The organism is Psychrobacter sp. 1U1, from assembly GCF_051847535.1.
Taxonomy (GTDB): Bacteria; Pseudomonadota; Gammaproteobacteria; order Pseudomonadales; family Moraxellaceae; genus Psychrobacter; species Psychrobacter saeujeotis.
The window spans coordinates 440,881-467,266 of the sequence record NZ_JBPYDD010000003.1; the positions used below are offsets into that span (position 1 = coordinate 440,881).

Sequence of the window (26,386 nt, forward strand, 5' to 3'; positions counted from 1 at the left end):
TTTATTGTGTTTATTTATTCTGCCAAGTAGGCTTGCGCTTTTCTAAGAACGCTTGCACGCCTTCGCGCTGATCTTTGGTATCGAACAACTTAACAAAAGCTTCGCGCTCATGGATAAGGTTTTGTGCAGGCGGGGTATTTCTTGCGGCTTGGATAAGCTGTTTAGAATAAGTGACGGCAACGGGTGATTGCTTAGCGACTTTTTGCGCTAATGCTTGTGCCGCTAATAAACCTCCACCTTTTGCCGTGACTTCTTCGACTAAGCCAATGCGTAATGCAGTATCGGCATCGATACGCTCACCGCACAATATCATACGCTTCGCCCAGCCTTCACCAACCAGTAAAGGCAGATTCTGCGTACCGCCCGCGCATGGCAGAAGTCCCACGCCGGTCTCTGGTAAGGCCATTTGTGCATGCGATTCTGCGATACGGATATCACAGGCCAGCGCGCATTCAAGTCCACCGCCCATTGCATAGCCGTTGATAACTGCGATACTCACACCACGATACGCTGATAGCGCTTCAAACGCTTCACCAAAAGCGATGGCCATGCTAATCGCAAGACCTTTATCACCGTCTGAGAAATTATTTAAGTCCGCACCTGCTGAAAAGAATTTCTCACCATCGCCATGGACAATTAAGGCATAAACATCATCATTGGCATTGAGATCAGTAACCAGCTGCTTAAGAGCAGGTAAGCTGTCCATTGTCCACGTATGAGCAGGTGGGTTGTTTAAGGTGACGGTAGCAGTGTTTCCGTCGATAGATAGGTTAAGATTGGTATAATCCGTCATAAATAGTCCTTTATTTTTATACAATTGCTAAAAACCTAATACCAAGATTAGCGCAACTGGCTTAGCGCCTCATCTTGCATAAGCTGACGCGAGACAATCACCCGCATGATCTCATTGGTGCCTTCTAATATTTGATGGACACGCAAGTCCCGTACATGGCGCTCAAGCGGATACTCATTGAGATAACCATAACCCCCATGTAGCTGTAATGCTTGATTGGCAACTTCAAAACAAAGATCAGTGGAGAGGCGTTTTGCCATCGCACAGTAGGTAGAGGCTTGTCCATCACCGTTGTCGACTTTATTGGCCGCCAGATACAGCATTTGCCGTGCGGTAATGGTTTGGGTGAGCATATCAGCAAGCTTAAACTGTACCGACTGTAAGCTTGCGATTGGGCTACCAAACTGACTACGCTCTTGTACGTAATTGGTCGCGGTCTCTAGCGCTGATTGCGCGGTACCGACGGCACAAATACCGATATTGATACGGCCACCATCCAAGCCCTTCATCGCAATACGAAAGCCCTGCCCTTCTGCACCGATTAAATTTTCTGCTGGCACTTTGACGTCTTTAAAGCTAATAGCACGCGTCGGCTGCGCTTTCCAACCCATTTTATGCTCGTTTTTACCATACTCAATACCATCGCTGTCAGCATCTACTACAAAAGCTGAAACCCCTTTTGGCCCAGCATCACCTGTACGCGCCATAACTACTAATACATCGGTCGAGCCTGCACCTGAGATAAAAGTTTTTTCGCCATTCAGCACATAATAGTCGCCTTGCTTATCGGCTTTGGTACGTAATGACGCTGCATCAGAACCAGCATTGGGTTCTGTTAAGCAATAGCTGCCAAGCCACTCACCGCTGACCATTTTTGGCAAATACTTTTTACATAGTACATCGCTGCCATACTCGCCGATCATCCAACCTGCCATATTATGAATACTCATATAGGCAGCCACTGAAGTATCGCCCCATGCCAACTCTTCAAATACCATCGCAGAGTCTAAGCGCGGTAGCCCTAAGCCATCATAATCTGGATTGGTATAGAGTCCTAAAAAACCAAGCTCTCCTGACTTTTTAATCACATCAACTGGGAAATGCGAGGTACGGTCCCATTCAGCGGCATTCGGCTTGAGCTCTTTTTGCGCAAACTGCCGAGCGGTTTGGCGAAAGGCGATTTGATCATCCGTTAATGAAAAGTCCATAGGGTCATCCTTGTGCATGCATTACAAATATGGTGAATTAGGTTTTATATCGTTGTCATTCATACAGTATAACAGCGACATCGTGACAATCGTAAAACTGTGCTTAAATAGTAAGAAACATACCAAACAAGATTAACACGACACCGCAAATACAAGGAATAAACGATTAAATTGAAATAGTAGTATTCACCCCGCGGCTTGCTTCATCGTCAAACCAGCGCGCCGTAACGGTTTTGGTTTGAGTATAGAACTGTACCGCTTGCTTACCATAAGGACCAAGATCGCCAAGCTTACTGGCACGTGAGCCTGAGAATGAGAACATCGGTAGTGGCACAGGAATCGGTAAGTTAATACCAATTTGCCCGACCTGAATATCTTGCTGGAATTTATGCGCCGCTGCGCCTGATTGGGTAAAGATAGCCGTACCGTTACCATGCGGATTGGCATTAAGCATCTCTATAGCCTCATCAAGGCTCGCTGCACGCATGATACAAAGTACAGGACCAAAGATTTCTTCTTTGTAGATTTGCATATCACTTGTGACGTTATCAAAGATAGTAGGCCCTACAAAGTTGCCTTTCTCATAGCCCTCGACAGTAATACCGCGGCCATCAAGTAATAAGCTCGCGCCTTCTTCTACCCCTGTATCAATCAAATGCTCGACGCGGGCTTTCGCAGCTGGAGAAATCAGTGGACCCAAGTCTTTATCATGCTTACCCGCTGATACTACAAGACCCTCAGCCTTGGCTTTAATATCGTCAATCCACTCACCAGCTGCACCGACCAATACCACAACAGACAGTGCCATACAGCGTTGACCAGCCGCACCAAATGCAGCACCCGCTAGCTGATTGAGGGTTTGTTCTTTATTGGCGTCAGGTAGAATAACGCCATGGTTTTTGGCACCCATCATACACTGGGCACGTTTACCAGATTTGCTGGCGCGCTCGTAGACATGCTTACCAACGGCGGTCGAGCCGACAAATGAAACCGCTTTGATATCTGGATGATCACAAATGGCATCAACCGTCGCTTTGCCGCCGTGTACCACATTTAGTACCCCTTCAGGTACGCCAGCTTCGACAGCCAGCTCTACCAAACGCATGGTCACCATCGGGTCTTGCTCGGACGGCTTTAAGATAAAAGTATTACCCGTAGCAATCGCCATTGGGAACATCCATAGCGGAATCATCGCTGGGAAGTTAAACGGTGTAATACCAGCGCAAACGCCTAGTGGCTGCCAAACACTATAAGTGTCAACGCCTGAGGCAACGTTTTCAACGAAATCACCAATCTGCAAGTTAGCAATGCCTGCTGCATGCTCGACCACTTCTAAACCACGAAACACATCTCCGCGGGCATCAGCAATGGTTTTGCCTTGTTCAGCAGTTAAGGTTTCTGCCAGCTCATCCATATGCTCACGTATCAGCTGTTGATACCTTAGAAAAATACGCGCACGCGTGGTAATTGGCGTTTTGCGCCATGTTTGAAAAGCCGTCTGGGCGGCTGCAACTGCTTGATTGATCTCATCGTCAGTGGTTTGTGGGACTTTGGCAATGACTTCTTGTGTGGCTGGATCAGTAATATCAAGCCATTCATTGGTCGTTGATTTGAGAAATTGTCCATTAATGAGCTGCTGAACATGATGCATAAGATATCCTTATCTTGTTTTTAAGACTGCTGCTAGACGCGTCTGGGATTATTAAAAGTACTAAGCTTAAAAGTATTAGGCGCAATAGTTTACTATTAACGTCGTTTTATTTTAAAATGATTTATTTCGTATCGTTATTGACTATAACAACAAATCAATTTTGGGGTCAAGTGCTTTGTTGAAATTTTGGTAACGTTAACTCTTTTCGTTGATAAATTAGTTGAGTCAATAAAAAAAGCCCATGACGACTCATGAGCTTTTATATGATTTTAAAATAGTTATTTATAACTAGCGAATACAAATTATCCTTTCATTTCAATCAATAGTCTTTCATAGACTGTTTAATGGCATCGATCGCGGTTGGATTGTCAAGCGTTGACATATCGCCAGTAGGCTTATTCTCTGCCAGTGCGCGAATAGCACGGCGTAAGATTTTACCTGAGCGCGTCTTTGGCAGTGCTTGCGGAAAATAAATTGCCGCCGGTCTTGCGATACCGCCAAGGGATTTGACCACGGCACCAATCACCTGCTGCTCAATACGGAAACGGTTTTCGGTCGTTGCTACTTGCTCATGATCTTTTAGCACACAAAAGGCAATCGGCAACTCCCCTTTTAGCTCATCTTGTATGCCCACGACCGCACACTCGGCCATCTCTGGATGGGTGCTGATCGCCTCTTCAATCTCTTGGGTACCGATACGGTGACCGGCGACATTGATGACATCATCGGTGCGTCCTAAGATATAAAAATAGCCATCTTCGTCAGTTACCGCATAGTCTGAGGTTGAGTACTGCTTGCCATCGAATAGACCAAAGTAGCTACTCATAAAGCGCTCATCATTGCGCCATACAGTGGTGAGACAACCCGGTGGCAATGGCGCGCTAATCGCTAGCAATCCTTTCTCACCTGCACCGCACGGCTCGCCTGTCTCTTCGTTGAGGACGCGGGCATCATAGCCATACATGGGATAGCCAGGTGAGCCTTGTTTGTGTGGTTTGTGATCAAACTTGGGCGTATTGCTCAAAATTGGCCAGCCAGACTCTGTTTGCCAATAATGATCTAAAATTGGCACACCTAAATGCTTGGTCAGCCAATTGGCCGTTGATTCGTCAAGGGGCTCACCTGCTAAAAAGAAAGACTTAACGCTTGAGACATCATAGCGGGTCATCCAAGTCTCGTCCTGCTTTTTGAGCATACGCACACCCGTCGGTGCGGTAAATAAGATATTGACTTTATTGGCCTCTACAATTCGCCACCAGATACCGGGGTTTGGACGATGCGGTAAGCCTTCATACATCACGCTGGTCATGCCAGCCAGCAATGGCGCATAGATAGTATAAGAATGCCCAACTGCCCAGCCAATGTCCGAGATCGCCCAAAAGGTCTCGCCCGCCTTACCATCATAGATATAGTCCATTGAGGTAGTCAGGGCAACTGCATGACCGCCCGTATCACGTTGCACACCTTTTGGCGTACCGGTCGTCCCAGAGGTATAAAGCAGATAAGAGGGCGTATTTGACTCAAGCCAAACTGGCTCCACCACAGCACCGGCTTCACAGCTGATGCGGCGCTCGGTTGCATAATCTACATCGATGTCTTGTGGTTTAAACGGCAACACCCCGCGGTTGACTACCAGCACATGCTCAGGTTTTATGCTTGCTTGCTCAACCCCCTGATTGACAAGGTTTTTATAATTGACTACTTTACCACCGCGCAGGCCAGCATCGACAGTGATGACCATTTTTGCCTCAGCATCATCCATACGAATGGCGAGGTTATGCGCCGCAAAGCCACCAAACACCACCGAATGCACCGCACCGATACGAGCACAGGCAAGCATGGCATAGGCTGCCTCCAAAATCATCGGCATATAAATAACGACGCGGTCGCCCTTCTCGATACCATGACGCTGTAGGACGTCCGCGAAGTAATTGACTTCTTTATAAAGATCATTATAGGTTAAGCGACGCTTGGTATAGTCCGTATAAAACTCAACGTTATTTCCTAAGTCCTTAAAGGCATCAACGACTGCTGGATAAGTCTCTATCAATTCTTGATTGATCTCGGATGAGAGCCAAATGAAAGCATCTTGCTCGGCTCGTTCGGGGATATGACGATCTACGCAGTTATAGCAAAGATTGGTCTCGCCGCCGACATACCACTTAGCAAACGGTAGATTACTGTCATCAAGAATTTGCTCAGGCTCTTTATGCCAGTAGATACGCTTTGCTTGCTCTGCCCAAAACTGCTCTCGATCATTGATCGAGTCACTATAAATATCAGCAAAAGTAGAATCTTGCACAGAGATATCGGTATTATTAAAGGCTTGGTTAGAATCTATATTGGTAGCTTGCTCGCTCATAATGGCTATCCTTAGCGTAAACGAAATGTGATGCAACACGACTATATATGCTATATGAAATAGCTAATGAAGTTGGAAGAGTCGCTGTATATATTATAAGTATAATATAGCAAATTTATATGACTGCTTAAGTATGGTTGCCCTGGCTTTCCCTGCCAGAAACAAAAAACCGATACCTATAAAAACAATACATAGTGTATCGGTTTGATAAGTATCGGTTTAAAATGTAGCAGAGCTAGTAATAAAGGTCAACTGTTTAGCGCATAAACTGCGATGTGATTACAGTTAATATCAATTAAACTTGTGTCTGATTGGCATACATCTCTCGCATCACTTTTTTATCATGCTTACCAACAGAGGTTTTAGGCAGCTCATCAACGAACTTAAACTCGCTTGGTACACCATATTTAGGAATAATACCTTTACTGACCGCTTGTTCTGCAACTGCAATAATATCATCAGCACTAGTGTCTTGCTTATTAGGTTTTAAGACTACTAACGCCAATGGGCGCTCTCCCCACTGCTTATCACGGACACCGATGACTGACACGTCGGCTACTGCTGGATGCAATGATAAAATGGTTTCAATCTCCAATGATGAGATCCACTCCCCACCAGATTTGATGACATCTTTGAGACGATCAGTTATTTTGATATAACCATCAGGTTTGACGTAAGCGATGTCTTGGGTATGCATGTAGCCATTTTCCCACAGCTCCTTGCCTGCGTCATTGTTTTTAAGATAGCTTTGAGTCAACCAAGGTGCCCGTAATACCAGCTCACCAGTATTTTCTTTACCGACACCTACTGGCTTATTATCTGTGCTCCAGACTTGTGCATCGACCATCAATACTGGCTTACCCGTCATGCAGCGGCGATTAATGTCTTCTTCCTCAGTCATATCAGGTTCATTGAGGCTAAAGTCAGTTAAGCTAATAAGTGGTGCGGTCTCTGACATTCCGTAACCTGTATATACCTCAATGTCTTGCGCCAATGCGGATTTGGCTAAACCTTCTGTTAACCTTGAACCACCAATGATCATTTTTAGCCCATTAAAGCTAACATCTCGATCTTGCGCCTCTTTGAGTACCATTTGTAATATCGTTGGTACGCAGTGGGTAATACTGACCTCTTCATTAATGATTAGATCTAACAAAGTATCGGGCGCATAACGTCCTGGATAAACTTGCTTTAAACCAATCATCGTGGCCGTAAACGGAAAGCCCCAGGCATGGACATGGAACATCGGTGTCATCGGCATATAGACATCACCGTAGCTGACGCCTTGCTTATTGGGCAGCATACCAAGTGACGCAGCTTCCGCTAGGCTATGTAATACCAATTGGCGATGACTAAAGAACACGCCTTTTGGATCACCTGTCGTTCCTGAAGTATAGAAGGTTGTGGCAATAGTATTTTCATCAAAATCCGGAAAGTCAAAGGTAGTGTCAGCCGCTGCTAATAACGCTTCATACTCACCTGTTACGCGACTTTGATTACCACCAAAGACACCTTCATGCGACACACCATTGTCATCTAACCAAATAATATGCTCAATACTTGAGTTTTCAAACTGATAATCTTTAACCAAAGGCGCAAATTCAGAATTGAGCATCAATACTTTAGGCTTGGCATGATTAATGGTATAAAGAATTTTTTCTGGGGACAGACGGATATTGACCGTCTGCAAAATATATTGCGACATAGGTACTGCAAAATAAGACTCAAGATAGCGATGACTATCCCAGTCCATAACCGCTACCACATCACCTGCATCGAGATTTAAATCTGCTAAGACATTGGCTAAACGGTTAATGCGGGTAAATAAATCCTTATAAGTTAAGCGCTTTTTGTCCGCATATATAATCTCTTGATCCAATGAGACGGTCTTGGCACGGTTTAGTAGTTGTTTAATAAGTAACGGAAATTCATAGGCTGATGGTGCGCTATCATAGATATTTGACATAGATGAGACTTCCTTGTTTGTCGTTATCGTGAACGTTTTATTACTATAAATAATTGAGTGCGGTCGTGTTTATACTTTTTAGAAGCAGACTACTATCTGGATAAAAGCTTACTTTATTTGAGGTATCTACTTTTTAAAAATCTGCTTTTTAGCCGATTACTTATTGATAGTAAGAAAAAACCCATACTATGTAAAGCGTGCACACGTAAGCATGACGATACTCAGCATTCGAGAATAGTAATTCCACTGCCTACCACAATATGTTAGCCAAGACTTGTTTTAAACAGTACGAGGCTCATGCAGTACGAAACTTGGTTTTAATCATACCAAAGCTTGCTATGAGTAATGCAAGAATCTGCAAGGCCAATAGCAGCCATACTGTCATTGGCCATTCACCACGCGCATAAACAATACCGCATAGCCAAGCTCCTATCGTACCACCTGCATAATAGCTCATATAATATAGACCAGAAGCCAAGCTGCGCCCTTTTTTGACATTGACTGCGATGTAACTGATGGTCGCAGCTTGGGTGATAAAGACTCCGGACGACATAACAGCAAGTCCAATAACAATACCCCACAGCGGTGATACTAAGGTCAATAGCACCCCTATCATAGACACTATCACAGCAACTCGCACCGTTCGTGCTGCGCCAAACCGGCGTAATAAAGTAGTCGATAATGGGGTAATGACCACGCCTATTAGGTACACAGCAAAGATATTGGCAAGCTGTCCAGTACTTAGCTCATATGGAGTCTTGGCCAAATGCAAATTGATAAAGGTAAAGCAGCCTACCAAAGAGAACAACACACACGCGCCAAGTAAGCAAGCTGTCACTACGTAGCGATTGGTCAGATGCTCACCTAATGTTTGCATGGCTGAGCGGAAGTTTGGATTGGCCTCAAACTGGCGTGATGAAGGCAACATTTTACCTACCCATAATGCACCGACCAATGTCATCGCGGCCATCACATAATAGCCATGACGCCAGCCTATAAGCTCATGCAAATGCCCAAGCAAGAACCGTCCCAAAAAACCGCCAAGCACTGAACCTGAGACATAAAATGACATCAGCTCGGTGACTGCTCGTCCTTCAAACTCCTCACCAATATAGGCAATCGTCACTACCGTAATACCAGGTACTGACAAGCCTTGCATAAACCGCCACAGACCCATCCAGCCAATATCTGGGCTTTGGGCTATAAGCGCTGTCGGTATCGCCAAAAACAACAAAGCTCCGACGATAAAAGACTTGCGCCCTACAGCATCAGATAACATGCCTAAAAATGGCGACATAATAGCAATCGCCATCACTGTCGCGCCAACGACCATACCTGCTTGTACTTCGGTGGCAGCGAAGTCCACCATCAGTACAGGTAAGACTGCTTGAATAGAATATACTTGCAAAAAAGCAAACATCCCAATCAAACCAACAGTTAGCTTCAACACCCAAGACGGCGGACTGGGCTGCGAAGTATGCGGTATGACTGATGATTGCGCTGAGACAGTTTGATTGGCGCTGTCATGTGACGTGTTGTTCGTTGAGGCGTTATCTGGTATGTGATTCACAAAGTTACTGACTATGTTATACGCGCATGATATCGGCGTGGGTGGTAGGAACAGGCTATAAATATACAAAAGCCTAAACTTATAGTCATTATGACAAGCGCATCATGGTATCACACTGGCAGTTAAGCTTAAGATGCAAAATGTTATGTAATTTTGGTCCTTAAACAGGAGCAATCTTGTATTCTAAATATACCACTATTCACTATCTATCGCATTGATGAACCATTTAATACACTACGAATGATTCTATCCACTCTTAAAACACAAAAAAAGCCGCTCAAGGCGACTTATATTGCTCAGCACTTTGACTTTAGTACCCTGGAACATCTGTAACTTTGACATTGCTTTTTTTATCTAAGAGCAAATTGACAGGCTTATTTAACGATGTCCGGACAGCTGGGGCTTTAGATTTAGCCGATGATTTATCAGCTGTTGTGCGCACATTATTAACAACCGTGCCAGATGATAACTTAATAGCAAACGTTAGGTTTCGATCATCAATAACAACATCGTTAAAGGACGAATTTCTAAGTAATAGCTCGCGACCGCTAGCAATTGCTATGGCTCTGTTTTGATGATAGGTTCTTTCAAAGTGAATGTTACTAAACTCTTTCAATTTTCCATCAGCTTTGAGGCGTACATAAGCAGATCCGGTAGCTGTACCAGACTTAATAAAATCACAGTCTTTAAAGTACACACCCAAATCGTTTGAATTGCCTATATTGGTGTCTTGAAAGATAACTTGATTGTTACCGTAACGCGTGCCAGCATTTTCAAAGACCACGTTTGTGAATTTAATATCACGATATTTATCGTTGATATTATTGGGTTCACAATCAAATAAATATATACCGCTTCTTAGTTTACCTTGTCCGGCAGAGAATTTATTATCCAAACGCATTTTACCGCGTATAAACTTAAAGCCTTGGCCTGAAATAATAGATACTGGGTTACGAGCGGTAGAATCGCACAAAAAATCCTGAGCCTCAAAGTCAATCTGTCCATTATATTTAAGGTAGATACCATCATAACGTGCGCCACTTGTCTTAAAGTTTCTGAGACGAGCGCCGCGCTCTTGAATGCGAATACAGTGCAGAGCTTTGGTGTTTTTGTGCGTGCCATTTCTGTTAGAGGTAAGCTCATCTCGTAAGGTTTGACCACGTATATCAAATCCATCTAGGACGAAGTTTACTCCGCCTGCCTGTACGTCAACGACAGTAGAAGGTGTTTTTGCCCGTAAAATGGTATTACCCTCACTAAATAGCTCAATATTCGGACTATCAATTACCAAACTACAAGGATAGTCGCCATTGGGGAATATAATCCGAGCACCGCCGATAGACTTAGCGTGGTCTATCGCCGCTTGCGGTGAGCGGTAATCTTTAACATATATCTTTTTAAGGGTTGAGTCTGATGATGTAGGCATTTGTCTATCTATATTCGTGTAGGTAGATGCTTTATACCAATTGCTAGTACATACTGTCAAGCATTGCCTACCAAATGTCTCAATACATAATTTTTAAACTCGTTAAAACTATTTGTTCATTGTTATAACTATACTATGTTCTACTTTAGTTGCTTAGCTGACTTTGACTTAAACTATCTATACATTCCACATCCCTTTTATAACAGACTTTGGCAAACCTTGAGTTCATAATCTCTAAAAATAATGTAATGACAGTTAAGCTAGCAGCTGTTTTGATAAACCATTACATCAATCTTTAAACAATAAGAGGCAATAAAGATGGCAGATAAAATTTATAATCTAGGTGCAGGATTTTGGAACATACGCGGATCTTTTCGTTTAGGCGGTGTGCTTGACATAGGTACCCAGTGCTCGCTCGTACAGTTGGAGTCAGGCAAGTTTGTCTTTTTGGACAGCTACGAGCTGACTGGTGATGTGCGAGATCAAGTCATGGCCTTGACCAACGATGGCCAAGATGTCGAAGCTGTGTTGAATCTTCATCCTTTTCATACCGTACATTGTGAGCAGATGGCAAAAGATTTTCCGCAAGCCGAATTTTATGGTAGTCGTCGCCACCACAAACAAGTACCCCAAATACCATGGGCAGACGATTTAGTAGAGAGTGATGCAGTAGCCGAACGTTATCCGGAGCTCAAATTTTCTTTATCTCAAGGTATCTACTATATCTCTCCTAACGAAAAAATCCATGCAGGCTCGTTATTGGCCTATCATCCGGCCAGCAGAAGCTTACATGTAGATGATACTTTTATGAGCCCACCGGCAAAGGTGCTTGAGGCTGTACTACCCGAGCTGCTCTTGCATCCTACAACCAAACAAGCGCTTAAGGATGAACCAGATGCTGGCAAGCAATACTGTGATTGGGCGACTAAGATTGCGCATCAATGGCGCGATACTCATAATTTCTGTGCTGCCCACTCAAGCTTGATCACATTTGAAGTTGGCGGGTTTGAAAAGGCATTATTAAAAGCGATTGAAAAAGCACGCCCTAAGCTTGAGAAGTCTTAATTTTTTAAGCTTTAACAGACACACCTTATCGTTCATTCACTTTTGAATTAACGGTAACATGGACATTTTGACTATAAAAAGGACTGTAATATGAATCGTCATTATTTAGCGACTGCTGTGCTGGCAGTAAGCGCTTTAGGTTTTTCTGCTTGTACCTCTAATCAGCAGGCTTTGACAGATCAGCCGACTGATGCCAATGTGACCGTAGTGACACCGCAAGGCAATGGTGGTGTCCATCATCCTAAGTGGTCATACGAAGGTAATACAGGTCCCGAGTATTGGGGTGATGTTAAAGGCGCTGATGCCTGCAAGATTGGGAAACAGCAATCGCCCATCAACATTACAAACGTTACCGCCAGTAGCTCAGCTGCGCCTGTCATTAACTATGCTCAATCGACCAACATTCGCATTCATGACAATGGACATACAGTCGTCTATACGCCAACGACTGAAGACAATGCTATTGTATTAGACAATGAACGCTACGTACTCAAGCAGTTTCACTATCATGCCCCAAGCGAGCATCAATTTGGTAGTCAGAACTACCCAGGCGAGATCCATTTTGTGCATGCCAATAGCGAAGGCAATCTTGCTGTAGTGGGTATCATGTTGCAAATTGGTGAGGCCAACGACGTACTACGGGTGTTACTAAACGGCACTGAGATAACAACTCAAAACGACGATGAATACACGGCTAATGCAGTTGACTTATCTGCTTTAGCACCTATAAAACCTACCTTCTATCATTATAGTGGCTCGCTAACGACGCCGCCTTGCTCAGAAGAAGTACAATGGTATGTCAGCAAGCAACCTCTGACTCTCGCTAGTGATCAGTTCGCGATTATGTCTGATCTGTATGAAGGCAACAACCGCCCTATTCAGCCACAAGGCTCGCGTAAGGTAGAGCAGATTAGTCATTAATTGTAAACTAAATCATTTATTGTTTGAAGAATGATAAATTTGAATGCTTAACATTTGGGCTCAAAAGTTGCGATCTAGTGTCGCTAGTTTTGAGCCTTTTTATTGTTTTTATATCTTTTCTATATCGCTTTTATGAGAATAAAAATTGACTTAACTCATCCTTATTATCAATAACATCTGCCAAGGTGTATTTTTCAAGGACGGTAATAAATGCCGTTAACGCTTCAAAAAACACACCCTTGAGTTGGCATACTGGCGTAATCACACAGCCGACAGATTTATTGACTTCTTCATCAATAAGCGTGATTGGCAATCCTATCGAGCGTGGCTTTCGATCCTCACTGCTCACTGGCGTGGCAAAGCACTCGACCAAATCAAAATCAGGCTCTATCTGCTTAATCAATACACCCAAATTAATGTCTTTAGGCGCATAAGCCAGCCGAATACCGCCATTCTTACCGCGCACACTTTCTATATAACCAAGCTGACCTAATTGATGAATAATCTTGGTCAAATGACTTTTGGAAATATTATAGCTGCTGGCGATATCACTGATATTTGCCAGTGTCTCTGGCTCTGGCCTTACTGCTAAGTAAATCAACGAGCGCAATGCATAATCACTATAATTGGTCAGTCGCATAAAGTTGCGCCCCTGTTTCATTCAAATTACTTAAAGACTTATCTCTCTAGACTTTAATTATATCACCCAAATAAACCATCAGGTCTAGGACGGGCGAGCATCGGTAGATAACTTATGCAAAATAGCACAAAGCAAGCAATCCACGCACCTTGAGCGATCATAATCCATAATAGATAATGACTCACATCAACGAGGGGTAATAATACTCGACTAACAAATACCAGCACCATTAGGCCGTACATTATATTTACGGTCTTAGGCGGCTGGTGAATACTGCGTCCCGTATGCCCAAGTGAGACCCGCGTCATCATCGCCACCGTCATCATCCCAACACCTGCAATTGCTAATCCATGCATCGCAATACTATGCGCGTAACCGAGCCATGGCTGTAACGCGTACAACAAGAAGCTCAAACACATACCCAAAAACGCAATGTATAGCGACCATAATAAGGGCTTTTGCCAAATACCGCGGTGATACCAACCAACTAGGCGTACGATGTTGACCACTGCTACCCCAAACGCGGTAACACTAAGCAAGTACGGATTAGGATAAAACACATCAACAATAAAAAACGCCAAAAAGAACAATAGGCTGGCGATATCTTGCGCTTTGCTATTACGTAAAGTGACGGTTTCTTTAACGCCTTCAGCATTAGTTACGCTAAGACCTCGTTCAATAAAAAATGGCACCACGCGTCTACCAATGGTCAATACCAAACCGATAATTAAGTAAAAACCCAAGTAGATACCTACTCTGGTCGTACTCATGTCTGCGTTGACAATACCCCAGTAACACAAGCCATTGCCCAACGTTAATAAAGCCAGCTTGGCTAAAATACCCATCTGCTTATATTGTTTGACTTGCAATACTGCTCGAAAGATAACAAAAGCCATCGAGCCGACGAACAATAAATCGAATACTGCTGCTACATATAACAACGATATACTGCCACTTGCAATCGTCATTCCAAGCCCAAAAACAAGCCAGCTAAGCCGTGCCAATAGCCAGCAAACAAAAATAGCCAGTAGCTTGTAGCCGTGTGGCATCATTACCCCTGTCCATGTCTTGACCGCAGTCAGCAAAAACCCTGCTACCACTGCCAAGGCATAACCATAAATCATCTCGTGACCATGCCAATATAGCGGATTTAAAACCTGTTCATCAATATCAGTATGGCCTGTAAACACAAATGACCACAGCACCATCATCACTACGGCAAATATCGCTGCTGCACTAAAAAATATGCGAAAGCTTAAATTAAGAATAGGATGCGGAGAGCTTGGCGGCTTGCTAGGTAAATTGATGGATTGCATGACTGCTTTCTCAATCATATAAGGAGATATTTATAAAATTTATTTTATATGAATCTTATAAATTATACAACGAATGACTATAAATATTAATGCTATCTTATCACTGACATTACACACGTCTCATTGACTGTTATGACCTTCGCTGCTTAAATGGTTCACTTCTAGGAGAATACTATGACTGAAGAAAATGCACCGGAAGAAAAGCGCAAAATCGTCAATAAGTTTTTGATGATCCTTACCAAAGAACAGCCGCAAATGTATTATGCAACGACCTCTGAGATTTCTCGTAGCATCCATACAATGATAAAAGAACATACCAATCGTCTATCAGTAGAAGAGCAAGCGCTCGTTAGAAATATGACTGTCGAAGAAATTAGCGCTCTGCTAGGTTTTCATTCTCATTAGGACTGCCATAGATAAGACGACTGATGCTTAGATGCCAGACTCACGCAAAAAAGACCGCCATTGGAGCGGTCTTTTTTATGCATTTTAATTAAACCTAATGCTATTAAAATGGATATTGACGTGGTTCATTCTGTACTGATATCCAATGCGTTCTGGTAAACTCTTCAAGTATCCATTCACCATTGAAGCGGCCAATACCTGAGTTTTTCTCACCGCCAAATGGTACGTTGCTCTCATCGTTCACTGAGATATCATTAATATGGGTCATACCAGCTCTGATACCGTGAGCAAAGCGCAGACCTTTTTGCATATCTGCTGTAAATACCGCACTAGATAGACCATACATGGAGTCATTGGCTATAGATAACGCATCGTCCTCGTCTTTAGCACGGATAATGCCAACCAATGGTCCAAACACCTCGTTGCATGACAAGTCCATTTCACGAGTCACTTCGGTAAAGATATGCGGCGGCACGACCTGACCTTTAATCTCACCGCTTAAAACCATATTGGCACCTTCTTCTTGTGCTTTAGCGATTTTTTCTTTTAGTGATTTAACTTGTTTTTCATTAATGATTGGACCGACTGCCGTATCCTGTTTACTTGGATCACCAACGTTTAAATTCTTAACGTGCGCTAAAAAACGCTCTACGAAGTCGTCATAAATACTATCTTCAACGATAATACGATTGATAGCGATACAGATCTGACCTTGGTGCAAAAACTTACCAAAAGCAGCGGCTTTGACTGCTTGCTCGATGTCAGCATCTTTTAATACCACAAACGGACTGTTCCCGCCCAGCTCAAGCGCGACTTGTTTGAGATAATCACCACCATTAGCCAGCTCGCCAATGTGCTTACCAACAGAGGTCGAACCAGTAAAGGATACAAAGCTTGGAATATCATGCGTGACGATGGCATCACCAATCTCACTACCAGCACCAACGACGATGTTAAGCAATCCTTTTGGCAGACCTGCTTCTTCAAATATTTTGGCGAGCAATAAGCCACCTGTAATAGGGGTATCACTGGCAGGCTTTAGTACGACTGCATTACCAAGTGCGAGCGCTGGTGCGATAGAACGCTGAGTGAGGTGTAGCGGAAAATTCCATGGGCTAATGACGGCTACGACACCGATTGGCTCACGATACACGAAGTTTTCTTTACCAGGTATATTCGATGGACGAATCTCACCATGGACGCGGTTAGGAAAAGTTGCCGCTTCAAGCGTAATCGCACGCGCACTACCAAACTCTACCATTGCTTTGATGCGCGTACTGCCCGACTCTTTAATGAGCCAATCGACTATTTCATCTTGACGTTCATCTAAGACCTTGACGACATTATATAAGACCGCAGCACGCTCAGCTGGCGTCTTTTTCGCCCATTCTTTTTGTGCTGTGTTTGCTGCCTGATAAGCGTCATTAAGCTGCTCTTTGGTCGCCTGTTTAATCTCGACCAGCGTGTCGCCACTGTATGGGTTGACATCAGTATTGACGCTGTCATCTTGCCCGCTTTGCCACTCCCCTGCAATATACTGCAGATGAAAGTCGCTATACGCGTTGTTATTACTTTCAGTATTAGTGGTCATAACTACTATCCTTAGTTGATTTTGATAATTATCAGTGTAATGATTGTTAGTGAGGTATTAATTAAAATTATTCTTTATAAAAATATTTTGTGCAAATCAGAAGAGAGCTTACTAGAGGCTAGACTATCTATAATATAAATCATCCATAAGTCCAAGCTGTATGCCTAGCGAGTCAAAAGCTGGACTTGCTAGACGACTGGTCTAATGCTAACATAGAGAGCAACCAAAACAAGACCGCTTCGACACTAAACATTGTTGATAAATCGTAAAATATATAAAATAGCATTGAATGGCATTGTTGAGTTGTAGAATCTCGTAACGATCCTTACCTATCACAACTTAATACTTTATTTAAAATCTATCTTGTTCATATACCTACTTCATATAACTATAAAAATAAATAGCAACGTTCCAAGGAGAACATAGCTCTTATGTCTACTAAGATTACTACATCACCGAGTATTGAGTCTGCAGATAGCACTGTACTTGGTGGTGCGTCGTTAGATACCAAAACTCACCTATTAGCAATAGGTTATCAGCTGATCGCTCAAAAAGGCTTTACCGCTGTCGGTATCAAACAAATATTAGATACAGCAGGCGTGCCTAAAGGGTCTTTTTATCATTATTTTGCTTCAAAAGAAGCGTTTGGTGAAGCCATTATCAATCATTACTTTACTAATTATAAGAACCGCCTTGAGACTATTGACGCACAAGATATCAGCGCACAGCAAAAGCTTTATGACTACTTTCAAAGCTGGTATGACACTCAGCAAAACGGCTGCGATCACGAAAAATGCTTGGTCGTTAAGCTCAGTGCTGAAGTTGCCGATATGTCAGAGCCCATGCGTAAAGTACTCTATGCTGGCTACCAGCAAACCATTAGCTGGCTCGCCGAACAAATCAAAGCAGGCTGGGCAGATAACTCTGTACCAAAACTGGATAATATAGCCGCAGAGAGTATGGCGAAGCGATGGTACTTTGCTTGGCTTGGTGCCAGCTTGATCGCTAAAATTAGCCAAACCAATACGCCACTTGCAGAAGTATGGCAAATGACGACCACTGAGATGGGTCGCTAATAGCGGCTCTTTGCCTTTGTAGCTAGTTCTTTCCTATACTTAACCTCGATTTTGTAAAAGTATTGTTAAGACTTACTCTCTTTTGGATATGTGCCTTTGTTTGTCACCGGTCACCTAATTCTAACTAAGATACTCTCAAAATAAACCGAGTAGCGCTTAACAGCAGATGAGCTATTAGGCTTGCACCCTAAGTTCTGCACGAATATTTTCACCTTCTTATTTTATACTCAGTTTCGCATAAATTATAAATATACGAGAGTTTTGTAAACAGCACTAGACGACCGGTCTAGTTACTGTACAATGCCCACATAACAAAAACGAATCAGACGATTGCTCAATTTTTTGCAAACCATTTATTCAATTAACACTCAATAAGTTTTAGGAATTTTATGAATAACTTTCAATATTACAACCCAGTACGTATCGTTTTTGGTGAAGGTCAAATCGAACAATTAGCAGATTTAGTACCTAACGATGCAAAAGTACTGATTACTTATGGTGGCGGTTCAGCTGAACGCACAGGTACCCTAGATGAAGTCAGAAAAGCGTTATCAGCGAGCGGAAATCGCGAAGTTTTTGAGTTTGGCGGTATTGAACCAAACCCAGAGTTCAATACGTTGCTTAAAGCGGCTGATATGGTCAATGAACATAACATTGACTTCCTATTAGCCGTTGGTGGTGGTTCAGTCATTGATGGCAGTAAGTTTGTCGCATTAGTCTCCTCACTTACCGAATATGACAATACAGACCGCACTGTCTCACGTGAAAAAGCCTGGGATGCACTGCTTAGTGGTTGTGCAAATATAGACACTGCCATCGATTTGGGTGCTGTACTGACTATCCCAGCGACGGGTTCTGAGATGAACAATGGCGGCGTGGTCAATCATAGCGAGCGTCAAGCAAAGCTACCTTTTCGCAGTCCATTAGTCTTCCCTAAATTCTCAATCTTAGATCCGACCAAAACCCTCACATTGCCTGAACGTCAGGTTATGAACGGTGTTGCGGATGCCTTTGTCCACGTGATGGAGCAATATCTGACTTATCCAGTCAATGCAAAAGTGCAAGATGCCTTTGCTGAGAGCTTACTTAAGATTTTGATCGAAGAAGGCGCAGCGGTCAAAGCTGACCCAGAAAACTTAGAAACCCGTAAAAACATTATGTGGACAGCTACTATGGCGCTTAATGGCCTCATTGGTACTGGCGTACCACAGGACTGGACCACGCATATGGTTGGTCATGAGTTAACATCATTACATAGCATTGATCATGCCCGTACCCTTACTATTTTATTGCCATCAGTACTGCGTGAGCTTAAAGAAAGCAAAAAAGACAAACTTCTTCAATATGCACGTAACGTTTGGGCGATTGATAGCAACAATGATACAAAACAAGACGACGACAGCATCATCGAGACTGCTATCGTTAAGACTGAGAACTTCTTCCGTAGCCTTGGCCTACCAGTTAGCTTGGCAGATGAAAAGCTTGATGAGTCAGCGATTGACCCTATTATCAAGCAGCTTGAGGAGCATAATATGGTAAAACTGGGCGAACATGGTAACAATGATTTAGAAGTATCACGTCGTATCTTAGAGCGTTCGTTAACCAGTGCCGCTTAAAAACTTTAAACCAATAAATAAAATAAGGATTATTAAAATGAGCTTTGATAAACAGCAAAACCAAGAAACAAACCGTCAAATTAAATTGGCCAGTCGCCCTCACGGCGAACCAAAAGCTGAAAACTTTGACATGACAACCAGCGATATCCCAACGCCAAATGACAATGAGATGTTGCTACGTACTGTCTATTTATCATTAGACCCGTACATGCGCGGACGTATGAGTGATGCCAAAAGCTATGCTGACCCATTAGAGGTTGGTGATGTCATTATGGGTGCAACCGTTGCTCAAGTCGTTGAATCTAACCTTGATAAATTTGCCGTCGGTGATTTGGTTGTTGCAAACGCAGGCTGGCAGGATTACAGCGTCAGTGATGGCGAGGGTGTGCTGAAACTAGACAAGGATATGCCAAACCCCTCTTATGGTTTAGGCGTACTCGGTATGCCAGGCTTTACTGGTTACATGGGTTTGACAGATATTGGTAAACCACAAAAAGGTGAGACGCTGGTCGTTGCTGCTGCAACTGGCCCCGTTGGTGCAACGGTTGGTCAAGTGGGTAATCAATATGGTACCCGTACCGTTGGTATCGCAGGCGGTAAAGAAAAATGCGACTTCGCTGTCAATGAGCTAGGCTTTGATGTCTGTATTGACCATAAAGCGGACGACTTCGCTGAGCAATTAAAAGCTGCTTGCCCAAATGGTATCGATATCTATTACGAAAATGTCGGCGGTAAAGTATTTGACGCGGTCATGCCATTACTAAACGCTCATGCACGTATCCCAGTATGTGGTCTGGTCTCACAATACAACGCGACTGAACTACCTGATGGCAAGGATCGTTTGAGTGTATTAATGGGCAATGTGTTGAGCCGTCGTCTCACTATTAAAGGCTTTATCATCTTTGAAGAGTATGGCGATCACTTCCCAGAGTTCCTCAAAACCATGAGCAAATGGGTAGAGTCAGGTGATGTTAAAACCAAAGAATCCATCGCTGAAGGCTTAGACGATGCACCAAATGCCTTTGTTCGTATGCTAAATGGCGATAACTTCGGTAAAACAGTAGTCAAAGTAGCTGACGTTAAATAATCAAGATTTGTTAACGAAATTTAAGTCAGTGGTAAATAACGACTTAACAACACAACTTGTTAAGACAACTACTGAAAATGACATCTTTACCATGAATACTGTTACATGGATACGGCTAGCAGTCACCGTTAATACAACTACTGATTAAGTATAATTATTTAACGTGACTGCTAACCATCAATAATTTAAAAATCACTTTAATAGAAAAGGACAACTATGAATATTTTAATGGTACTAACTTCACACGATGAATTGGGTGATACCGGTAAAAAAACTGGCTTTTGGCTAGAAGAATTTGCAGCCCCTTACTATGCTTTTCTTGATGCTGGGGTCAATGTAACCCTTGCCTCTCCTGCTGGTGGTCAGCCACCACTTGATCCTAGTAGCGATACTGAAGATGCGCAAACGAAAGATACCAAGCGTTTTAAAGAAGACACCGATGCGCAAAAACATCTTGCCAACACCAAAAAACTTGCTGACATGAAAGCAGAAGACTTCGACTCAGTATTCTATCCTGGTGGTCATGGCCCATTATGGGATTTGGCAGTCGACAAAGACTCTATCAATTTGATTGAGACTTTTGTGAAGCAAGATAAGCCTGTTGCCTTTGTTTGTCACTCTCCTGCCGCACTCAAAAACGTCAAGGTTGACGGTGAGTACTTGGTAAAAGGCAAGACAGTTACTGGCTTTACCAACACTGAAGAAGAAGCGGTTGGCCTTACCGATGTGGTGCCATTCCTAGTAGAAGATGCACTGATAGCCAATGGTGGCAACTATGAAAAAACCGCTGATTGGGAATCGTTTGTGGTCGAAGATGGTCTGCTCATCACAGGTCAGAATCCAGCCTCATCAGAAGAAGCCGCCAAACGTTTGATTGCTAAGCTTAAAGGCTAATAGCATTCGATGATTAATACCACATACTAAGCAAAAAAGGCCAATATTATGATTCGTTTACATCATCTTAATCAATCGCGCTCGCTACGTACGCTTTGGCTCTTAGAAGAGCTTGGCGAACCCTATGAGATTGTCAGTTATCAACGTGATGCCAACACCAACTTGGCACCGGACAGTCTTAAAGCAGTACACCCACTTGGTAAATCGCCCGTTATCGAAATAGATGGGGTGATGTATGCAGAATCAGGAGCGATCACCCAAATATTAATTGAGCGCTTTGCACCTGAGAGTTTGCGTCCTGCTACAGATAGCAGCGACTATGGACATTATCTACAATGGATAGATTTTGCTGAAAGCTCGCTCATGGTGCCTTTATTGCTTGAATTGTTTATTAATAAAGCCGGCATCAACAATAATGAGTTTTTGAATGGCTATATCGGTGCAGAAAAACACAAGCTGCTTAACTATCTAAATGATGAAGTAAAGGATAAATCCTTTATCGTTGGCAACAAGTTAAGTGGTGCGGACTTCATGCTATCGTTTGATTTGATTATGCTGGCTAAGCGTAAACAGCTAGAGGATTATCCTCATATCAAGCAATATGCATTACAGCTTGCTAATATTGATAGCTATCAAAGCGCAATGCGTCTTGAAGCCGAGCATGACCAATCAAGCTCAGTATAGAATCATTTAAGTAATTCTTGAAACTGACAGTTATTCTGATGATTCTATATAGATTACTACTTAATCATCTCGACAGCGCCTTAAATACCATATGCCGAATATGATAAAATAGCTCAAGTGTATCTTGAGCTATTTTTTTGTCCTATTATTGATCATCGTCAGTCAATACTTGCAAGGCCGTAGTTTATAAACGGCTTACAAGCTCTGATAAGACTTTATTTATTCATCCATGCCTATTACCTCTATCCTTGAGTACTGAATATGAGTGCTGAATACCAATTTAAGCCCCATGAACAGCCGTTTATGTTGGGCTCTCCTGCTACCCCTGATCATCCTACACGTCGCAAGGTACTCTACTTACTCATCGGTATCTTTATCGGTCTAACCGCCAGTTTTCAAAACGGCTTATTGGTCGCTAACCTTACTCAAATTCAAGGTGACATGGGCTTAACCCCTGTTGAAGGCGGCTGGATATCTGTCGCTTATAACATGACCAATGTTTGCATTACTGTCTTGCTTTATAAAATACGTCAGCAGTTTGGTATGTCGTTGTTTAGCAAAATTACCTTATTCTTTTTGTTATCAGCGACTAGTATGCAGTGGTTGGTTAGTAGCAACCTATTATCTGGTGCGACTGGCATTAGTATTGAGCCTTACTATTTAGAACTTATCGCGCGTGGCTTTAGTGGGGTGGTAGCTAGTGCGATGACAGTATTGTCTATTTTTTATTGTCTACAAGGCATGCCTACTGCGCGGCGCATTAGTGGACTGATTTTAGGATTTGGTCTGGTGCAGTTTGGTATTCCGCTATCACGTATTATCTCACCTTATTTAGCGATTGATGGTCAACTTGAAAATTTGTTTTTGTTTGAGTTTGGCCTTGCACTGATATGTTTTGGGCTTATTAATATTCTTGAGCTGCCACCTGGTAATACCGAAAAGGTATTTGAAAAGCTTGATATCCTGAGCTTTGCCTTTTTTGCCACAGGTCTTGCCGCATTATCTGTGTTCTTGGTGCAAGGACGGATTTTATGGTGGACGACACCTTGGTTAAGTTATCCACTAATCATTTCAGTAGCCACGATAGCTATTGCTTTATGGATTGAAACGCATCGCAAGAGTCCTATGCTACAAGTGCGCTGGATGCGTAGCCGTACTATCATCGCATTTATGATAACAGGCGCTGTGATGCGTATTTTGCTATCAGAACAAAACGTTGGTGCAGCAGGACTACTGGCCAATTTAGGTTATGGCAATGATCAGCTGGTTGTTTTTTATGCAGTGATATTGGTCGCTAGCGCACTAGCATTAGTGCTGAGTATTTTTAAGACCAATGCAATGGATTTACGTCGTCCAGTTATTTTTTCTGTTGCCCTGATTGCTGTTGGTGCTTGGCTAGATACAGGCGTATCTCTAAACTCTGCGCCATATATGTTTTATCTTAGTCAGTTTATGATCGCTTTTGCTGCGGTATATTTTATGGGGCCTATGGTATTTGAAGGTATGTTTCGTGCGATTGCCAACGGTCCAGCTTACATTATCAGCTTTTCAGTCATCTTTGGAATTTCCCAAACCGTGGGAGGCTTAGCAGGCGCGGCAGGCATTCAAGCCTTTACGACCATTCGCACCCAAATGCACTATGCTGATATGGTCAGCTCAATGAATGCAGTTAATACTGCTGCGCTGCCACAAATACTACAAGGCATTCAGCGTCAAGCAGCGGTCGCCGCCTATGATGATTTGTTCTTTTTGATGGCAGTGAGCGCCACTATCGCGACCCTATACTTATTGATAGTTTATTTTTATTATCGTTATCATAAGCACAATCCGCTTGGCAAGGAGCTGGCCGCATTAGCAGAGATGATGGGCAAGAAATAGCGGATAGTGTGAATTTTATTGGGTGTTCTACCTCTACTATTACCTTACGATTATTTTTTAAAGTTACTTACTATGTTTAATAAATTCCTTGGGAGTGCATCATGAATGACAAAAAACCTTCTTATGGCTCTAATGATGCACACACGCCTAACAAAGCGTCTGAACAACAAATCGCTACGCCTGTGGACTCGTCAGCCGAGACCCGCAACATACCTGAGCCTGCAACTACCAAGCTTGAGACATCTGAGCACCAAACAACCGCTGTCTTAAATAAACCTGAAGACTCCAATGATAAGATAAATACAGATGGCGTAACCGTTGAAACGGGAAATGACACACCGATGCCGCCCACTGAACCTATTCCTGCACCTACAGGCTGGTCACCAAAAAAGAAATCACTATTTAATTTGGTTTTGCTTGTTGGGTTGATTGTTATTGGTATAGCGTTGATCCTATATGCGTGGAAACTGCCACCTTTCACACCAACGCTGCAGCAGACCGACAACGCCTTTGTTAAGGGCCAAACCACTATTATTAGCCCACAAGTCTCAGGCTACGTGACAGAAGTTGCCGTACAAGATTTTGAAAATGTGCAAGCAGGCGATCTGCTCGTCAAGATCGATGATCGTGCCTTTCAGCAGCAGCTGGAACAAGCGCAGGCGAACATCGAAATAGCAGACACCGATCGCTTAAGCAACGTGCAAGATACGCAGTCAAGTCAGGCGCAAATCGAAGCACGCGAGGCTGACTTATATAGTGCTAAAGTCAGTGTTAATAGCGCACGTGAAGATGTCAAACGCTATGAAGGACTTGATGCGATTGGCGCTGTGTCTAAGGCGGATGTTGCCCATACAAAAGCTCAGCTGGCTCAAGCACAGGCGAGCGTACAGCAAGCTGAGGCCAATTTACAAGTAGCAATTGAGGCCAGTAAAAAAACCAGTGGTAGTCGCTCCTCACTTGATGCCAATATCAAAAACGCGGCAGCTGGTGCCAAGCAAGCGCAGATCAATCTAGAAAATACGATTATTACCGCGCCTGAATCAGGTCAACTGAGCCAAGTTAGCGTCAAGACTGGACAATACGTTAGTGCTGGTACACAGCTGATGTATATTGTTCCAAAAGGCGTCTGGGTTATTGCCAATTTTAAAGAAACTCAAGTTGCAAATATGACTGTCGGTGAGCCTGCTACTGTTCATGTCGATGCTTTAGGCGGTACCGAATTTTACGGTCATGTCAGTAACATCTCGCCAGCAACAGGAAGCGAATTTAGCGCGGGTGCATCTAATCCTGCTACTGGTAACTACATTAAGATTGCTCAGCGCATTCCGGTACGTATTGACTTAGATCAAGACCAAGCAGCGCTGGCACAGTTACGTCCTGGCATGTCAGTGTCAGCAAGTGTTGATACCAAAGAATAGCGCTATACAGTGTACGATGTAGCCATAAAAGGCCATGCTATAGCTTGTGTTAACACAAGCTATAGCATGGCCTTTTATGGCTACATTTTTATTATTAACGATATATCAGAGTATCAGATTATGGTAATAATCGCTTGGTAGACCAGCTAGCATCGTTTTTATTCATATTATTGCTATTACTATCACGAGTATAGACAATGCGATCATGCATGCGGCTGGCACGTCCCTGCCAAAACTCTATCTCATGAATAGTAATCTCGTAACCACCCCAAAATTCTGGCGTTGGTACTTGGCTGTTTTCTGGATAGTCGTTTTGCAGCGTCTCAAACGTTTGTTCCATCACTTCACGATTAGCCACTTCACCGCTTTGTGGTTGGCTGACCCACGCGCCTACTTGGCTATCATGCGGACGCTTTTGAAAATAAGCGGCAGATTTATCGGTATCTATTTTAGCAACACTACCACTAATGCGAATTTGACGCTCAAGCTCATGCCAAAAGAACAGTACCTCAGCATTAGGGTTCTCGCTGATATCTTGACCTTTAGCGCTTTCGTAATTGGTATAAAACACAATACCAGTATCGGTAATCTCGCGCATAAGGACGATACGAACGCTCGGTTTTTGGTCTGTACCGCAAGTTGCTAGGCTCATAGCGTATGGCTCTTGTACTTGCTGCGCTATCGCCTCATCCATCCAAGTTTTTAGCAGCTCAAACGGTGATGCTGGTATTGATTGCTGATCAAGACTGCCTTTTTCGTATGACAAACGCTGGTCAGTAAAGTCCATGCTCACTCTATTCCCTTATCTTAAGATCATTA

The 26,386-nt window shown here is 43.2% G+C and carries 21 protein-coding genes; 10 read left to right on the forward strand and 11 right to left on the reverse strand.

All coding sequences use genetic code 11. The features are described from left to right. Positions 1 to 10 precede the first annotated feature (10 nt). The 7 genes from ACS8FB_RS06400 to ACS8FB_RS06430 all read right to left on the reverse strand — a co-directional run bounded on the left by ACS8FB_RS06400 (position 11) and on the right by ACS8FB_RS06430 (position 10,976). On the reverse strand, positions 11 to 793 hold the full coding sequence (locus ACS8FB_RS06400) for an enoyl-CoA hydratase (protein WP_439261585.1): 783 nt from the start codon (positions 791 to 793) through the stop codon (positions 11 to 13). 47 nt (positions 794 to 840) lie between these two features. Continuing rightward, the gene (locus ACS8FB_RS06405) at positions 841 to 2,001 is read right to left on the reverse strand and encodes an acyl-CoA dehydrogenase family protein (RefSeq protein ID WP_439261586.1); all 1,161 of its coding nucleotides are present in this window, start codon (positions 1,999 to 2,001) and stop codon (positions 841 to 843) included. 166 nt (positions 2,002 to 2,167) lie between these two features. Then, the gene (locus tag ACS8FB_RS06410; protein ID WP_439261587.1) at positions 2,168 to 3,652 is read right to left on the reverse strand and encodes a CoA-acylating methylmalonate-semialdehyde dehydrogenase; all 1,485 of its coding nucleotides are present in this window, start codon (positions 3,650 to 3,652) and stop codon (positions 2,168 to 2,170) included. A 319-nt stretch (positions 3,653 to 3,971) separates the two neighbouring features. Continuing rightward, a complete protein-coding gene (locus ACS8FB_RS06415; protein ID WP_439261588.1) occupies positions 3,972 to 6,014 on the reverse strand; it encodes a propionate--CoA ligase in 2,043 nt (680 codons plus the stop codon). Positions 6,015 to 6,309: 295 nt separating this feature from the next. Next, complete coding sequence (locus ACS8FB_RS06420; protein ID WP_439261589.1) at positions 6,310 to 7,980, reverse strand: fatty acid--CoA ligase; 1,671 nt, start codon at positions 7,978 to 7,980, stop codon at positions 6,310 to 6,312. A 295-nt stretch (positions 7,981 to 8,275) separates the two neighbouring features. Next, positions 8,276 to 9,430, reverse strand: a complete 1,155-nt coding sequence (locus ACS8FB_RS06425; RefSeq protein WP_439261645.1) for an MFS transporter — start codon at positions 9,428 to 9,430, stop codon at positions 8,276 to 8,278. Between the two features lie 430 nt (positions 9,431 to 9,860). Then, positions 9,861 to 10,976, reverse strand: coding sequence for a hypothetical protein (locus ACS8FB_RS06430; protein ID WP_439261590.1), 1,116 nt, complete (start codon positions 10,974 to 10,976; stop codon positions 9,861 to 9,863). Between the two features lie 318 nt (positions 10,977 to 11,294). Here ACS8FB_RS06430 and ACS8FB_RS06435 point away from each other — a divergent pair, with 318 nt between their 5' ends. Next, complete coding sequence (locus ACS8FB_RS06435) at positions 11,295 to 12,041, forward strand: hypothetical protein (RefSeq protein ID WP_439261591.1); 747 nt, start codon at positions 11,295 to 11,297, stop codon at positions 12,039 to 12,041. A gap of 90 nt (positions 12,042 to 12,131) precedes the next feature. Next, positions 12,132 to 12,962: a carbonic anhydrase gene (locus ACS8FB_RS06440; protein ID WP_439261592.1), complete on the forward strand. Its 831-nt coding sequence runs from the start codon at positions 12,132 to 12,134 to the stop codon at positions 12,960 to 12,962. A gap of 130 nt (positions 12,963 to 13,092) precedes the next feature. Here the strand turns inward: ACS8FB_RS06440 and ACS8FB_RS06445 are convergent, their stop codons facing one another. Together ACS8FB_RS06445 and ACS8FB_RS06450 are read right to left on the reverse strand one after the other, a co-directional pair. Next, complete coding sequence (locus ACS8FB_RS06445; RefSeq protein WP_439261593.1) at positions 13,093 to 13,602, reverse strand: Rrf2 family transcriptional regulator; 510 nt, start codon at positions 13,600 to 13,602, stop codon at positions 13,093 to 13,095. A 62-nt stretch (positions 13,603 to 13,664) separates the two neighbouring features. Further along, positions 13,665 to 14,936, reverse strand: a complete 1,272-nt coding sequence (locus ACS8FB_RS06450) for an NnrS family protein (protein ID WP_439261594.1) — start codon at positions 14,934 to 14,936, stop codon at positions 13,665 to 13,667. Between the two features lie 156 nt (positions 14,937 to 15,092). Between ACS8FB_RS06450 and ACS8FB_RS06455 the strand changes: the two genes are divergently transcribed. Beyond that, positions 15,093 to 15,323: a hypothetical protein gene (locus ACS8FB_RS06455; protein WP_439261595.1), complete on the forward strand. Its 231-nt coding sequence runs from the start codon at positions 15,093 to 15,095 to the stop codon at positions 15,321 to 15,323. Between the two features lie 103 nt (positions 15,324 to 15,426). On the opposite strand, the gene ACS8FB_RS06460 is transcribed toward ACS8FB_RS06455, so the two are convergent. After that, positions 15,427 to 16,914, reverse strand: coding sequence for an aldehyde dehydrogenase family protein (locus ACS8FB_RS06460; RefSeq protein WP_439261596.1), 1,488 nt, complete (start codon positions 16,912 to 16,914; stop codon positions 15,427 to 15,429). A gap of 431 nt (positions 16,915 to 17,345) precedes the next feature. Between ACS8FB_RS06460 and ACS8FB_RS06465 the strand changes: the two genes are divergently transcribed. The 7 genes from ACS8FB_RS06465 (at position 17,346) to ACS8FB_RS06495 (ending at position 25,567) form a co-directional block, all read left to right on the forward strand. Beyond that, positions 17,346 to 17,990, forward strand: coding sequence for a TetR/AcrR family transcriptional regulator (locus ACS8FB_RS06465; RefSeq protein ID WP_439261597.1), 645 nt, complete (start codon positions 17,346 to 17,348; stop codon positions 17,988 to 17,990). A gap of 389 nt (positions 17,991 to 18,379) precedes the next feature. After that, positions 18,380 to 19,606 (forward strand): iron-containing alcohol dehydrogenase, encoded by a 1,227-nt coding sequence (locus ACS8FB_RS06470; protein ID WP_439261598.1) that lies wholly within the window; start codon positions 18,380 to 18,382, stop codon positions 19,604 to 19,606. 37 nt (positions 19,607 to 19,643) lie between these two features. Continuing rightward, positions 19,644 to 20,693: an NADP-dependent oxidoreductase gene (locus ACS8FB_RS06475; RefSeq protein WP_439261599.1), complete on the forward strand. Its 1,050-nt coding sequence runs from the start codon at positions 19,644 to 19,646 to the stop codon at positions 20,691 to 20,693. Positions 20,694 to 20,909: 216 nt separating this feature from the next. After that, complete coding sequence (locus tag ACS8FB_RS06480; protein WP_439261600.1) at positions 20,910 to 21,587, forward strand: type 1 glutamine amidotransferase domain-containing protein; 678 nt, start codon at positions 20,910 to 20,912, stop codon at positions 21,585 to 21,587. A 48-nt stretch (positions 21,588 to 21,635) separates the two neighbouring features. Then, positions 21,636 to 22,271, forward strand: coding sequence for a glutathione S-transferase family protein (locus ACS8FB_RS06485; RefSeq protein ID WP_439261601.1), 636 nt, complete (start codon positions 21,636 to 21,638; stop codon positions 22,269 to 22,271). A gap of 261 nt (positions 22,272 to 22,532) precedes the next feature. Next, a complete protein-coding gene (locus tag ACS8FB_RS06490; RefSeq protein WP_439261602.1) occupies positions 22,533 to 24,149 on the forward strand; it encodes an efflux MFS transporter permease in 1,617 nt (538 codons plus the stop codon). Positions 24,150 to 24,250: 101 nt separating this feature from the next. After that, complete coding sequence (locus tag ACS8FB_RS06495; protein WP_439261603.1) at positions 24,251 to 25,567, forward strand: HlyD family secretion protein; 1,317 nt, start codon at positions 24,251 to 24,253, stop codon at positions 25,565 to 25,567. A gap of 118 nt (positions 25,568 to 25,685) precedes the next feature. Here ACS8FB_RS06495 and pdxH read toward each other — a convergent pair whose 3' ends face one another. Continuing rightward, positions 25,686 to 26,354, reverse strand: coding sequence for a pyridoxamine 5'-phosphate oxidase (pdxH, locus tag ACS8FB_RS06500; RefSeq protein ID WP_439261604.1), 669 nt, complete (start codon positions 26,352 to 26,354; stop codon positions 25,686 to 25,688). Positions 26,355 to 26,386: the final 32 nt, after the last annotated feature.